Origin of the sequence: Streptococcus pseudopneumoniae, assembly GCF_001074565.1 — a bacterium.
In the GTDB taxonomy this organism is placed as follows: domain Bacteria; phylum Bacillota; class Bacilli; order Lactobacillales; family Streptococcaceae; genus Streptococcus; species Streptococcus pseudopneumoniae_J.
Genome location: NZ_JUQX01000045.1, coordinates 87948 through 103428, shown reverse-complemented (window position 1 = coordinate 103428; position 15481 = coordinate 87948). Strand labels below are relative to the sequence as shown.

At 44.8% G+C, this 15481-nt stretch carries 8 protein-coding genes and 1 pseudogene; 6 read left to right on the top strand and 3 right to left on the bottom strand.

The annotated features are described in order from the left end of the window. Window positions 1–81: 81 nt before the first annotated feature. Window positions 82–2727 (bottom strand): alpha-mannosidase, encoded by a 2646-nt coding sequence (locus ADI74_RS07380; RefSeq protein ID WP_049538034.1) that lies wholly within the window; start codon window positions 2725–2727, stop codon window positions 82–84. Window positions 2728–2969: 242 nt separating this feature from the next. Further along, entirely contained in the window at window positions 2970–4250 is a 1281-nt protein-coding gene (locus ADI74_RS07370; RefSeq protein WP_049538030.1) for a glycoside hydrolase family 125 protein, read from the bottom strand. Between the two features lie 170 nt (window positions 4251–4420). Here ADI74_RS07370 and ADI74_RS07365 point away from each other — a divergent pair, with 170 nt between their 5' ends. Beyond that, window positions 4421–6505 (top strand): GH92 family glycosyl hydrolase, encoded by a 2085-nt coding sequence (locus ADI74_RS07365; RefSeq protein WP_049538029.1) that lies wholly within the window; start codon window positions 4421–4423, stop codon window positions 6503–6505. 36 nt (window positions 6506–6541) lie between these two features. Here ADI74_RS07365 and ADI74_RS07360 read toward each other — a convergent pair. Then, a pseudogene (locus ADI74_RS07360) lies at window positions 6542–8192 on the bottom strand (alpha-L-fucosidase). Between the two features lie 754 nt (window positions 8193–8946). On the opposite strand from ADI74_RS07360, the gene arcA reads away from it, so the two are divergent. The 5 genes from arcA to ADI74_RS07335 all read left to right on the top strand — a co-directional run bounded on the left by arcA (window position 8947) and on the right by ADI74_RS07335 (window position 15478). After that, on the top strand, window positions 8947–10173 hold the full coding sequence (gene arcA, locus ADI74_RS07355; RefSeq protein ID WP_000094628.1) for an arginine deiminase: 1227 nt from the start codon (window positions 8947–8949) through the stop codon (window positions 10171–10173). 77 nt (window positions 10174–10250) lie between these two features. Beyond that, entirely contained in the window at window positions 10251–11267 is a 1017-nt protein-coding gene (gene argF, locus ADI74_RS07350; protein ID WP_049538027.1) for an ornithine carbamoyltransferase, read from the top strand. Between the two features lie 313 nt (window positions 11268–11580). Further along, complete coding sequence (gene arcC / locus ADI74_RS07345) at window positions 11581–12528, top strand: carbamate kinase (RefSeq protein ID WP_049538026.1); 948 nt, start codon at window positions 11581–11583, stop codon at window positions 12526–12528. Between the two features lie 89 nt (window positions 12529–12617). Then, window positions 12618–14129 carry a YfcC family protein gene (locus tag ADI74_RS07340; protein WP_049538025.1) on the top strand — a complete coding sequence of 504 codons (1512 nt, stop codon included), beginning with the start codon at window positions 12618–12620 and terminating at the stop codon, window positions 14127–14129. 20 nt (window positions 14130–14149) lie between these two features. Next, a complete protein-coding gene (locus tag ADI74_RS07335) occupies window positions 14150–15478 on the top strand; it encodes a dipeptidase (protein WP_049538023.1) in 1329 nt (442 codons plus the stop codon). Window positions 15479–15481: the final 3 nt, after the last annotated feature.

Sequence of the window (15481 nt, the reverse complement as noted above, 5' to 3'; positions counted from 1 at the left end):
GGGGCGAATCAGTAGTTTATCCATACTCTTTCGCCCCTCCTTTCTATCTCATAGTATTAGTTATCAAACACTTTAAAACTGTTAGATTTCTTCTTTTTTAATCAATTCTGTACGAATTTCTTGTGGAGCCAATAGTCCTGAATGAACTGGATATGGTCGCTCAAGCAAATCCAAAATGGTTTGTTGGTGTTCTGATATGCGAACATTTTCTTGACTCATATTGTAGTAACGGAGTACATATCCTTCTTCATTTTCCGCCACTTTAAAGGCTGTTGGGCAAACTTGTGGTAAGCTGAGTGCCGCATGACTCAAGAGGCTACCAGTCGCAGCAACACTTCCTTCTTGTTTAGCAACTTGAAGACTAGTGAATGGTGTTTGGAAGGCTTTAGCACGACGGAAGGCTGAGAAGCGTTCCCCTGCTTGGTGGCATTCGAGAGCAAAATCGACTTCAAACTCACGCAAGCACTGAGCCTCTGGTGTCGGGAAGTAGCCCCAGTCACCTAGCTCACCTGAGGCACGAAGGATGGTCACTGCAATGGTATCGTCGCCAAGGATTTCATACTCGTGCAGTCCTTTATTGGTTACCGTCACCCCTTTTTCATCATCATAAAGGCTGACAAAGGCTTGTTGGTGTTGTGGATTTTCAGGATTTTCCCATGAAGCTGCTGGTTTGTTTGGTCGTGTCACTACCTCATAGATGCTTTCAGAGTCATTGCTTGGACGCGTGTTATGAGTCTTAACCAAGAGACGGATACGATGGTCCTTGGCAGTATTGTTAAAGCGAGTCTTGAAACGAATTTGTGGATTGTCAACAAAGACGGTCATCTCTGTTTCCAGAGGAAGGGTTGTCAATTCTTCTGAGCGCCCAGCTTCACGCGTCATAAACTCGATGATGCCTCTTTGTTCCGCATCCAGTTTTTCGTCTGCACTTACTGGAATTGTCAATTCATGCTTGAGCAAGATCTTGGCAAAACGAGCTGTATTTTCCAAGACCTCATAGCCTTTCAGCTCGGCGTAGATAGGTTCTGTTCCTTTTGGTTGGAAATAGATGTACTCATTTCCAATGTCACCACGGTCTTCAAAACGAAGAACATCTTCATAAGCTTCATGAGTTGTCTTGTCGTAGACTGTGATAGTGTCATCCACACTGACCGTTACAAATGGCGTATCAATTACTCCATTTTGGTAAATACCGTCACGGTGTTCTTGTTCTCCTTCAAGCAATTGGAAGGTTGTCCAAGAAAGTGGTGCCAGATGAACAGGCACTGTCACGCGCACTTGTCGAGCGATACGAGCCTGGCGGAACTTGTCTTTTGGCAAATCATACTCAAAATTAGCTCCCAGATCTTCGATTTTCGCTTCTACAGCATGCCCTTCCAAGTCTTCGACACGGTAGTTTGGCAAGGTCAAGGCTGCCATCTTCTTATAGCCTTCTGTTGGGTGCAATTCTTTGAAATCACAAGTCGCCACATCAATCACTGTGCTGACCGTATCGACCTTGTCATGCAAACCTGTGTTGATGACGGTAAAGAGGTGGTCGCTTTGCGCTTCGTGGGTTGCGATTTTACCCTTCCACTCGTTGAGAAGATTGGTCTTAATGAAATTTCCGACTTGGTTGACCTTGGCAAAACGTGTTTCCATCTCACGGTGAACCTCGTCCACACTACAGCCACAGATACTATCATGGGGCGCATTTTGTAGAAGGACTTTCCAAGCATAGGTCAACTGGTCCTTGTGGTTATGTCCGCCAGTGATGACAGTCAATGGTTCCACCACTTGTTCTAGCAGGTTGCTATTTTCTTGGAAAGCTTGTTTGAGGTAAATACGGGATGAAGAAGTGTTGGCAAGCGTGTACCAACCGTCTGTTTCTTGACTGGTCAACTCACCTGTAACGGTAGATAGTTGCTCAGGCAGAGCACTTTCTACTGCGTGGATATAGTCATCAAATGAACTATGCACAAAGGTCACATCTGGGAAGAGTTCATTTGCCACACGAATGGCTTCACTCAGATTTCGCTGTACAGGCTGGTGGTCACATCCGTTCATCATCAACCATTGGTTGGTCGAAGCGTAGTCACGCACGTCTGACAATTTTTGTTTCCAGAAGGTCAAGGCTTCGTCTTTATCCACTGGAATTTCATTCCCATTACTGTACCAGTTGGCAAAGAGGATACCGAGGACACGACTTCCGTCTGCACCCTGCCAGTACATTTCTGAAAACTGAGAAGTAAACTGCTCATCTTCGAGGACTTGGTTGTCAAATCCAATCGGCTTGACACCACGGCCAAAGGCTGCCACGTGAATGCCTGATTTTTGAAGGATTTGGGGAGCTTGTCCCATATTTCCAAAGGTATCTGGGAAGTAACCAACCTGGGTTGATTTGCCCCATTTTGCAGCTTCTTGCTGACCAATCAAGGTGTTGCGGACGTTGGCTTCGCTGGAAATCAAGTAGTCATCCTGCAAGATGTAAAAGGGACCAATTTTGAGTTTGCCTTGGTCGATGTAACCTTGGACTTTGTCGCGATTTTCAGGGCGAATTTCCAAGTAGTCATCAAGGACAATGGTTTGACCATCCAAGTGGAAGCTCTTGAACTCAGGATCATTTTCAAAAAGGTCAAAAAGATTATCAAATAACTCCACCAACTGCATACGGTGGCTTTCAAAAGGCAAGTACCACTCACGGTCCCAGTGACTATGTGAGATAATATGTACAACAACATTTTCCATGAAGTAAAACCTCATTCTAAATTTAATTTTTAACGTTTTAAATGTGAATTTGTGATTCTAACAAGAATCGATTGAGCGAAAGTGTGCTCCTTATACTAGATGAAAATCAAAGAGCAAACTAGGAAGCTAGCCGCAGTCTGCTCAAAGCACTGCTTTGAGGTTGTGGATAGAACTGATGAAGTCAGTAACCATACCTACGGCAAGGCGAAGCTGACGTGGTTTGAAGAGATTTTCGAAAAGTATTAGCGGATATCCAGATAATCCAAGACCAACTCACAGAACATCATGTTGGCCCAGGAGAACCATTCACGAGAGTAGAGAGTCGGGTCATCCACGTGGAAACTTTCGTGCATAACACCTGTACCACCATCGCAGGCAACTAGCTGATCCAGCAAGAATTTCTTCTCTGCCTTATCTCTTGTTGTCAAGCCTTGGATAGAAAGGGCAATGGGCCAGATATAGCGATAGAAGGTATGAGAACTTCCGAGACCGCTAGCATATTCACCTTGGTAGAAATATGGATTTTCAGGGCTCAGAATGGTACGACGAGTTGCTTGGTAAACCTCATCGTCAATCGCACAGTAACCAAGATAAGGAGCAGCCAGTAGACTTGGGACGTTTGGATCATCCATGATGCTAGCATTTCCTAGACCATCCACTTCAAAGGCATAAATCTTTTCACCCTTGCTGTTAGTTGTGTAAGCGTAGTTTTCGATGCCTTCTTGGATTTCAGACTGGAGACGCTCAGCGTCAGCAATAATACCCTCGCTATCAGCTAGATCCAGTTCTGCAAAGATTTCTTGAACATAACCCAAGACGACTACGGCAAACATATTGGATGGAATCAAGTAGCTATACTGGCAGCAGTCATCACTCGGTCGGAAGGCTGACCAGGTCATACCTGTCACCGCAAAGTCAGGTCCAAAGCCATCATTTACCAGAGTGTCTTCCTTACGGTCCGTATCACGAACAAAACGATAAGGAGAGTTGTTGTGGTCTTGTTCCACCGTCCACAGATGAAGAATTTCCTTAGTCGCTGCGACAAAAGTATCATCAAACTGACTGGTCTCGCCAGTCTCTTTCCAGAGGAGATAGGCCAGCTGCAAAGGATAGCAAAGCGAATCCACCTCGTACTTGCGTTCCCAAATCCAACCATTAAGGTCTGTATGGTCAGTCTCGTGGTGGCCCTTCCAATTCTCTTCAATGTTAAAGGAATTGGCATACGGATCTTTGAATACTAAGGTCATTTGACGCTTGACCAAACCTGCAATGGTCTGACGCAGGAGGGCATCTCTTTTAGCCACATGAAGGTAGGGTCTGAGTTGGGCTGTTGAATCCCGAAGCCACATGGCAGGAATATCCCCTGTGAGTACAAAAGTTGAACCATCTTCTAGAATCTCGACCGTGTTGTCCAAGGTGTCGGTGTAGCAACGCTCAAAGACATCCACCCACTCCGGATGGTCCTTGGCACGCTCTGCTACTTCGTCTAGCCATTCTCTAACAATTTCTTTCGAATAAATCATCGTGCAGTATCCTCTTTCAAACAAGTTTCATGTTCAGTATATAGCTTTTAGCTTAGAAAATATATACACAAATGTTAGTCATTTCTCTACAAAATTGCTTTCTTTTGAGCTCCATATCTAAAGCCCCCCTTTTTCTGATATAATGTAGAAAAACAGCTAAAGGAACGACTATGAAACCACTACTTGAAACCATCGATACTCGTTTTGGCACTGCCAGCAAACATGCCTTTTCTCGAGGAAATACCCTGCCCTACACAGGCGTGCCTTTTGGGATGAATTATTTTGTGCCCCAGACCAGTGACCAGGAGGGAGCTTGGTTTTTCGATCCGCATCTGCCCATCTTTCAGGGGATTCGCTTAACCCACCAGCCCAGCCCTTGGATTGGTGATTATTCTTGGTTGCTCATAACACCCGTCACAGGTAAACTAAATGGAGAAAGTCTCTTCCACCGTCAGTCTTCTTATGATATCGACAAAGCTCGCTTCCAACCTCATTATCTGAGAATTTTCTCCCTGCGCTATCAGATTGAAACCCAGCTCACACCGACTTGCTACGGTGCCTCTATCCGCTTAGAGCAAAAGCAAGGCAAAGCCCTCTCCCTCTATCTTCACGCAGCGGATGAACTGACAGTCAAGCAAGTAGATAAGCGGACTCTGGCCCTAAGACAAGAAGGTAAAACAGAGACCAATAAAAATCCGCTGATACTCTTCACTGCCCTACAAATAAATACGGATATTCTTGCTGTCAGCCAAGAAGGTGGAGACTGGCGAATTGACCTCGCAGACAGTCATGCTGAAATCCAGCTAGCAACTTCTTTTATCTCTCCTTCTCAAGCTCTGGTTAATCTACCTCAAAAGGACTTTGATAGCTGTAAAGCAAATGCACAAGCAGACTGGGAAAATCTCCTCCATCGTTTTGATGTGTTGGAGACAGGAGAGGCTGACCGAACCTTCTTTGACCACTGCCTCTATAGACTCTTCCTTTTTCCTCAGACTTTTTATGAGGTTGATGAGTCAGGGCAAGCCATCCACATGGATCTGACTACTGGTACTGTCAAGCCCGGAGTCCTCTATAGCAACAATGGTTTCTGGGATACCTTCCGGACTACATTTCCCCTCTTTGCCCTTATCATACCGGAACATTATCGTCTCTTTTTAGAAGGCTTCCTCAATAGCTACCGCGATACTGGATTCCTTCCAAAGTGGTTGGCCCCAGATGAACGTGGCATGATGCCTGGTACCCTTTTAGACGGCATTATCGCAGATAGCGCCTGCAAGGAAATGGCCCCCGATTTAGAGAAGGAACTCCTCCAAGCCATGCTGGAGACAGCCACCAAGTCCGACCCTCTCGGCATCAATGGTCGTCACGGACTAGCCCAATACCAAGAACTAGGCTATCTATCCACAGACAATCACGAAAGCGTCAGTCACACCCTTGATTATGCCTATAGCGACTTTTGTATCGCCAGCTGTGCCAAAAAACTAGGGAAAACAGAGATTGCTGACACTTATAACACTTCTTCTCAAAATTTCCGTCATCTCTTTGACTCTGAGACAGGCTATATGCGTGCGCGAGATCGTCAAGGCAACTTCCGTCCTGACTTCTCTCCTTATAGTTGGGGACGCGACTATGCTGAATGTTCTGCCATTCAAGCGACTTTAGGCGTCTTACATGACATCTCAGGTTTGCGTCAACTGATGGGTGGAAATGAAGCCTTTAGCCACTACCTTTTGAAAGCTTGTCAGGATGCTCCTCTCTTTGAAACGACTGGCTATGGTTACGAGATTCACGAGATGAGCGAGATGGCTACTGCTCCCTTTGGACAAGTCGCCATTTCCAACCAACCTAGTTTCCACATCCCTTATCTCTTCCGCTACAGTGACTACCCTGACTACACTGCTCTTCTCATCAAGTCGATACGTCAGAAAGCCTTTCACCCAAGCTGGCAAGCCTATCCTGGCGATGAGGACAACGGTAGTCTCTCTGCTTGGTACATCTGGTCAGCTCTTGGATTCTACCCGACCTGTCCAGGCAAACCCAGCTACGACCTCGGAATCCCTCTCTTTGACCATCTGCGTGTCTACCTAGCTAAGGAAAATAAATGGCTGGATATCCATGCCGAGCAAAACCACAGCCATTTCAACTTTGTCAAAGAGTGTCGATTAGACAAGAACTCTGTATCTAGCATTCAACACCAAGACCTCTTGAAAGCTGAGCAACTGACCTTCATCCTCAGCTGGCTACCAAATCACTAATAACCAAAAGAACCTTTGCACCGCGCAAAGGTTTTTTTATGAAACTTGGACTTGAAGTTGATCTACAAGCTGACCACCCACCGTTAGGTTCAGATAGAAATCCAAAGTTTTATCTCCTGTATAATACAAGGTTGGAAGCGTCAATCTTTTTTCAGTCTCGCCAGCTTGAAACTCAATAACTTGAATCTCATCCTGATAAGCGACACCATGTACACTCGTCCCTGGTTGAATCGAAATCTTAGCTTCTAAAGGACTGCTAGATTCTATGCGCTTCACTGTAAAGTGGACATTTTCTCCCTTGGTCACAGCTAGACTTTTTTCTGAAAACTCTAGTTGCTGAATAGCTTCTTTTTTTGACAAGGTAGGTGTTTTATAGAGTGAAATCTTGGTCAACAAAGGCAAAGCCTGTGCCTCTGTGATGATTACACGCACCTTCTGAGCCTCTACCATGGATCCTCGCAAAAGGCGTTTATATCCCACTGTAAATCCTGATCCAAACTCCTGCCAAACACCATCCAACTCTACCTGAACATGGAAAGCAGCGATGCGTTGTCCTAGATTCAAATCTTCCCTCAGCTCGATCACATCAAAAGTTTTAGGTGACTCTAAATCGAGCTCTAACTGAATTGGCAGTTCTGCATCACTTGCCCAAGAACTAGTCTCTAGTCCATCTGTCAGATGATGACAGGCAAAGTCTTCTGATAGAGCCGGACCAGATACCTTGCTTCCCAGAGCCAAATCTTCTTTATAGAGTTCGTCACGGTAGGTAGCAAATTCATAGAGACGCTGGATATCCTTTTCGTCAAAGAGTCCATCTTTATTAGGCGGAATATTGAGTAAGAGAGGTGTGCCCCGCCCTACCGAGTGAAAGTAGATTTCGACCAACTCCTCGAGAGACTTGGGATCCTGATCCTCATGGTAAAACCAACCCGGCCGAAGGGATACATCCGCCTCACCGATTGAAAACAGCGTCCCCAAGGGGTCTCCGTGCTGTAGATAATCTAATTCCGCCTCTGTTCCTAACTGCTCTGGTTTGACTTTTTGCCACAAGGGATCCCCTGCATAGCCTCGTTCATTTCCAATCCAGCGGATACTGGTCCCTTCAGTTGAGAAAATCAAACAATCGCCCTGCAAGTCACGAATGGTTTCAAACCAAATCTCAAACTCATAGTTGACTTTCTGGGCCCCTTCCCCTCGAGCACCATCCATCCAAACCTCAGCGAACTTACCAGCATTCCCATAGTTAGGATTTGATAAGATTTCCTTCAACTGAGCCAGATAATAGGCATTGTAGTCTGCTTCTCGGTCCACATGATAAAGGGGACTATGGGCATCCCAAGGAGATAAATAAACTCCCATATCCATGTCAAACTCAGTTGCAGCTTGGGAAACTTCAAGGACTAGCCTTGACCGAATAATCTGTATGTGCTGTCGGGTAGAGGACAAAGCCATCGTGGTGCTTGACCACCAAAATCAGTTTTTTAAAACCTGTTTCTTTGAGCACCCGAACCCACTCACGCGCATCCAACTTGGTCGGGTTAAAGCGTTCAGGCTCCTCCTGACCTGTTCCCCATTCCTGGTCATAAAAGGTATTGGGGCCAAAATGGATGAATGCAGCTAGTTCATCTCCCAGATAAGCTAGCTGGGCCTGACTTGGTAATGGTCCATGCGGTTTTATTTTTGTCATCATCTCATATCTCTTTCTCTGATTATTTCTCTTGTCCCCAAAGTTATCCACAGGTTGTGGATAAGAAAATATGCTTAAAAATTAGCTTTTTCAAACTCCAGCTCTTAGACTTTGAAACTGGCACCATCAGGCAGCCTGCTCAAATCCCCCACTGCTCTACGATTTCTACTAGAAAACAAGCTCGTTACTAGTTGCCGGTACTATTCTCAAGATACCTCTAGCTTACTAACTGAATGTCCTGCTCTCCCCAGACTTATCCACAACTTGTGAATAACCCATTCTTCCTAGTTGTTATCTCGTTGACTATAACAAAAAATCTAAGTAGCGTCAATAAGATAAGACTGTCTCCCTAAATACTCAGAAAAGATTCTATAATTTGTACAATATACATTTTATACTTTCCAGAAGAAAGGCTTTTCAGATAAATTTCATATAATTTACCATCATTCTTTCAATTACAACCTCAGCCGAATCCCTTATTAATTCTATATATGAAAGTAATTTTTTCATCTCAAATCATAAAATTTAATATAAAATTTTAAAAATTTTTCTATTCATTTTATTGTATGTATATCCATTTTATCTTTGTTTTCTATCCCCTACTGCATATTAACATAAAACGCTATAAAAACCATGTTTTGTCGAAATTTTCTCTATATTTTCGTCCTTGACAAGCATTATTGTTTGTGTTATAACGAACATGTAAGCGGTATCAAAAAAGGTATCAAAGCAAAATTTTAAAGGAGGAAACCACATGTCTTCACATCCCATTCAGGTATTCTCAGAAATTGGGAAACTGAAAAAAGTTATGTTGCATCGTCCGGGCAAAGAGTTGGAAAACTTAATGCCGGACCACCTCGAGAGGCTACTCTTTGATGACATCCCATTTTTAGCGGACGCCCAGAGTGAGCACGACGCTTTTGCTCAGGCACTTCGTGACGAAGGAGTCGAAGTTCTTTACCTAGAGCAACTGGCTGCTGAATCATTGACTACTCCAGAAATCCGAAATCAATTCATCGAGGAATATTTAGACGAAGCCAACATCCGTGGCCGTCAAACTAAGATTGCAATTCGCAAGCTCCTCCAAGACATAGAAGACAATCTCGAATTGATCGAAAAAACCATGGCTGGGGTTCAAAAAACAGAACTTCCTGAAATCCCTGAATCAGCAAAAGGATTGACCGACTTAGTTGAATCAGATTATCCATTTGCTATCGATCCCATGCCCAACCTCTACTTCACTCGCGATCCATTTGCTACTATCGGACATGCTGTATCGCTCAACCATATGTATGCCGACACCCGCAATCGCGAGACCCTCTACGGTAAATACATCTTTAAATACCACCCAGTTTACGGTGGCCTTGATTTGATCTACAATCGCGAAGAAACGACACGCATCGAAGGAGGCGATGAACTTGTTCTCTCTAAAGATGTTCTAGCTGTAGGTATTTCTCAACGGACGGATGCTGCATCTATAGAAAAACTACTTGTTAACATCTTCAAGAAAAATGTTGGCTTCAAAAAAGTATTGGCCTTTGAATTCTCAAACAGCCGTAAGTTCATGCACTTGGATACTGTCTTTACTATGGTGGACTACGATAAATTTACTATCCACCCAGAAATCCAAGGCAACCTCCGAGTCTTCTCTGTGACCTATGAAAATGAAGAATTGCAAATCGTCGAAGAAAAAGGCGATCTAGCAGAACTCCTTGCCCAAAACCTCGGTGTTGAGAAGGTAACCCTCATCCCATGTGGGGACGGAAACATCGTTGCTGCTGCTCGTGAACAATGGAATGACGGTTCTAACACCCTTGCAATCGCACCAGGTGTGGTAGTCGTTTATGAACGAAATACCGTTACCAATAAGAAACTGGAAGAATACGGTCTTCGCCTCATTAAGATTCGCGGAAGGGAATTGGTACGTGGCCGTGGTGGACCTCGTTGCATGTCTATGCCGTTTGAACGCGAAGAAATTTGACTTCCTCATCCTTCTGATAGATAGACAGATTATACTTGGCCAAGTCCCTTAGGACGAAGTATTAGAAAGAGGTTATCATGACACATTCCCTATTTCAAGGACGTAGTTTTCTAGCAGAAAAAGATTTTAGCCGAGCAGAGCTCGAATACCTTATCGGTCTATCAGCTCACTTGAAAGACCTCAAAAAACGCAATATCGAACACCGCTATCTAGCAGGTAAAAACATTGCTCTCTTGTTTGAAAAGACTTCTACTAGAACCCGGGCTGCTTTTACAACAGCAGCCATTGACCTAGGTGCACATCCTGAATACCTAGGCGCCAACGATATCCAACTTGGCAAGAAAGAATCAACTGAAGATACCGCTAAAGTTCTCGGACGCATGTTTGACGGAATTGAATTTCGTGGATTTAGCCAGGATATGGTAGAAGAACTGGCTCAGTATTCTGGCGTTCCTGTTTGGAACGGCTTGACTGACAAATGGCACCCAACTCAAATGTTGGCCGACTACCTCACCGTACAAGAAAACTTTGGTCATCTAGAAGGATTGACCTTGGTCTACTGTGGAGATGGTCGTAACAACGTTGCCAATAGTCTCCTTGTGACGGGAGCGATTCTCGGAGTCAACGTACATGTCTTCTCTCCAAAAGAACTCTTCCCTGACCAATCGGTCGTAGAATTGGCAAAAGGATATGCAAAAGAAAGCGGCGCCCACATCCTGATTACAGAAGATGCTGATGAGGCTGTCAAAGGAGCTGACGTCCTCTACACTGACGTTTGGGTATCTATGGGTGAAGAAGACAAATTTGCTGAGCGGGTTGCCCTACTCAAACCTTACCAAGTCAACATGGAGTTGGTGAAGAAAGCTGGGAACGACAAGTTAATTTTCCTTCACTGCTTGCCAGCCTTCCATGATACCAATACCATTTACGGTAAACAAGTAGCTGAAAAATTCGGCGTAGAAGAAATGGAAGTAACGGACGAAGTCTTCCGCAGTCAATACGCACGACACTTTGATCAAGCAGAAAATCGGATGCATACCATCAAAGCTGTCATGGCAGCGACTCTTGGAAATCTCTATATTCCCAAGGTCTAATATGTAGTAACCAAGCACCTTAGGGACTCTGGCTAGTAAGCATTACAATCCATATTTCTAGAAATAAGAAGTTCGTTTAATCAATTGCCACCTCTAAACAAACCTTCCTATCATCCTTTTATCACTAGTCTAGTCCCTTTGGTGGTTTAAACCATTGCTATCCATTTTTGAACTCCCTTCGTCCAGATTGCCTCAATGCATCTACCTCTCACCTCATCTGAAATAGTGCTTGCTCCAGGTATCCAATCTTGGTCTTACTTTCAATCTTTTCTTTGAGGTCTGATAGGTTTGTATCTTAGTGAAAGGAGAGATCATGTCTCATCGGAAAATCGTCGTCGCCTTAGGCGGAAATGCCATCCTCTCCACCGATCCCTCTGCCCAGGCTCAGGAAGCTGCTCTGGTAGAAACAGCTCGTTATCTGGTCAAACTGATTCAAAACGGGGATGAACTCATCATCACCCATGGCAACGGCCCTCAGGTTGGAAATCTCCTGCTCCAACACTTGAAGGCTAATTCTGAAAAAAATCCTGCCTTTCCACTGGATTCTCTAGTCGCTATGACCGAGGGCAGTATCGGTTTTTGGCTCCAAAACGCCTTGGAAAATGCCCTAGTAGACGCTAACATCGAAAAGAGCGTCGCCTCTGTAGTCACTCAAGTCATCGTCGACAAGGACGACCCGGCATTCGCTGATCCAAGCAAACCAATCGGTCCTTTCTATAGCGAAGAAGAAGCAAAAGCAGAAAGTGAAAAGACAGGTGCTACCTTTAAGGAAGATGCTGGCCGGGGATGGCGTAAGGTAGTCGCCTCACCTAAACCAATTGGCATCAAAGAAATCAATAGCATCCGTACTTTACTCAATGACGGACAAATCGTCATCGCTGCTGGTGGCGGAGGTATTCCTGTCATTGAAAATGAAAACGGTTACTTGGACGGTGTTGAAGCCGTTATAGACAAAGACTTTGCTTCTCAACTGCTGGCAGAATTGGTTGAGGCAGATGTTTTTATCGTGCTCACTGGCGTAGACTACGTCTACATCAACTACAATAAACCAAATCAAGAAAGGCTGGAACGCGTTACCGTTAGTCAACTTCAAGAATACATCAAACAAGGACAATTTGCTCCAGGTAGCATGCTACCCAAGGTCGAAGCTGCCATTGACTTTGTCACCCATCACCCTGCTGGTAAGGCTGTTATCACCTCACTCAGCAATCTCGGTGCCCTGATTGAATCCGAAAGTGGAACAATCATTGTGAAAGACTAGTCGATTTTCAACAAGCTTGATTAGTAGTACACAGGCAGACCAACATCATTCGTTTTATACTTTGTGACATAGTTTAGGAGGAAAAACAAATGAGTGAAAATACAAAAAAAAGGTTCCAAATGCCGTCATCTTACACTGTTTTGATCATTATCATTGCTATTATGGCAATCTTGACCTGGATCATCCCAGCAGGTAAGTATGATACAGACGAAGCAGGTAACCTCATTGCAGGTACCTATCAAACCGTTACCTCTAATCCCCAAGGGATTTACGATGTTTTAATGGCTCCGATTCGGGCTATGCTCGGTCACGAACCTACAAAAGCCGCTATTGACGTTGCCTTCTTTATCCTCATGGTAGGAGGATTCCTTGGCGTTGTCAATGCAACTGGCACACTAGATGTTGGTATAGCCTCTATTGTTAAGAAATACAAGGGACGCGAAAAAATGCTAATTCTCATCCTCATGCCCCTCTTTGCACTAGGAGGAACAACTTATGGTATGGGTGAAGAAACCATGGCATTTTACCCACTCCTCGTCCCTGTGATGATGGCTGTTGGTTTCGATAGCATTACTGCTGTTGCCATTATCCTACTCGGTTCTCAAGTTGGCTGTCTCGCCTCTACACTCAATCCATTCGCAACTGTTATCGCTTCTGATACTGCAGGCGTATCTTCTATGGACGGTGTCATTCTCCGGATTATTTTCTGGATTGTGATGACGGGTATGAGTACCTACTTCGTTTACCGCTATGCAGAAAAAATTCAAAAAGATCCTACAAAATCACTCGTTTATTCTCAAAGAGAAGAAGACCTCAAACATTTCAAAGTCACTGACAATGATGATGCCCCATCTGTCTTGAGCAAGAAACAAAAACATGTACTGGCCTTGTTCATCTTGACCTTTATCATCATGATCGCCAGCTTTATCCCTTGGGTAGACTTGCATATCACCTTGTTTGAAGATATGAAGAACTGGTTGATTGGACTTCCTGTTGTTGGTGGAGTGATCGGTTCATCTGCTCAACCTTTTGGTAGTTGGTACTTCCCTGAAGGGGCTATGCTCTTTGCCGTCATGGGGATCCTCATCGGTATCGTATACGGCCTCAAGGAAAGTAAAATCATTTCTACCTTTATGAATGGGGCAGCAGATCTTCTCACAGTAGCTTTGATTTGTGCGGTAGCCCGTGGTATCCAAGTTATCATGAATGACGGTATGATCACTGCGACAATCCTTCACTGGGGCGAAGTCGGCCTTCAAGGTCTCTCACCTCAAGTCTTTATCGTCTTGACCTACCTCTTCTACCTCCCTATGTCCTTCCTTATCCCATCTTCATCAGGTTTAGCTAGTGCTACAATGGGTATCATGGCACCACTCGGTGAGTTTGTCAATGTCAAGGCAAGCCTCATCATCACTGCCTACCAATCTGCATCTGGTGTACTTAACCTCATCACTCCTACTTCTGGTATTGTGATGGGAGCTCTCGCACTTGGTCGTATCAGCTTAGGAACTTGGTGGAAATTTGTTGCGAAACTCATTATCACCATCGTGATTGTGAGCATGCTTCTACTTATCCTAGGCACCTTCCTGCCATTCCTATAAAATAGTGCGAGGTAAAACGAATGACCGTCTACATCACTGATTCTATTAAACAAAGCTTTGTGAAGAGCCTACAAACCTTGATTTCTTATCCATCTGTCCTTCACGAAGGGGAGAAGGGAACACCTTTTGGACAAGCTATTCAAGACGTCCTAGAAAAGACGCTGGAAATCTGCCATGAACTTGGCTTTCGAACCTATATTGATCCCAAGGGCTATTATGGCTATGCTGAGGTTGGCGAGGGAGAGCTCCTTGCCATCCTCTGCCACTTGGATGTTGTACCTGCAGGAGATTTATCAGATTGGCAGACGCCACCATTTGAAGCAAGCATTAAAGAAGGAATCCTCTACGGAAGAGGGGCACAGGACGATAAAGGTCCTTCACTGGCAGCTCTCTACGCAGTGAAAAGCTTGCTTGACCAAAGCATCCAATTTAAGAAGCGCGTGCGGTTTATCTTTGGTACGGATGAAGAAACCCTTTGGAGATGTATGGCACGCTACAATGCCCTCGAAGAAACAGCCAGTATGGGATTCGCCCCTGATTCGTCATTTCCTTTGACATACGCTGAAAAGGGGCTCCTTCAAGTCAAGCTTCATGGCCCCGGCTCTGATCAACTCAAGCTCGATATCGGAGGCGCCTTTAATGTGGTACCAGACAAGGCAAGTTACCAAGGTCCTCTTTATGAAGCGGTTTGTAGAGGTTTAACAGAAGCTGGTTATGATTACCAAACTGCAGACCAAACAGTGACTGTTATCGGTTTGCCCAAACATGCCAAAGACGCTAGTCAGGGTATAAATGCCGTCATTCGACTAGCCAGTGTACTCGCAAGCCTTCACTCGCATCCTACTCTCCATTTTCTAACCGACAAAGCCGGGCAGGACGGCAAAGGGCTGAAAATATTTGGAGAGGTCGCTGATGAACCGTCCGGTTCCCTTTCCTTTAATGTTGCGGGCTTAACAATCAATCCCGATCGCTCCGAAATTCGGATCGACATACGTATACCTGTGCTAGCAGATAAGGAGAAACTGGTGGCACAGCTCACTCAGTGCGCCAAAGACTACCAACTTGGCTACCAGGAATTTGACTATCTAGCACCCCTCTATGTCGCAAGAGATAGCCAACTTGTTACTACCCTTATGCAAGTCTACCAAGAAAAAACCGGAGATAAAACTCCTCCTCTCTCATCAGGTGGTGCTACCTTTGCCCGCACCATGCCAAACTGTGTAGCCTTTGGCGCTCTTTTTCCAGGAGCACAACAAACTGAACATCAGGCAAATGAAGCAGCTGTCCTAGACGATCTTTATCGCGCTATGGACATCTACGCAGAGGCGGTTTACCGTCTCGCAACCTAACCA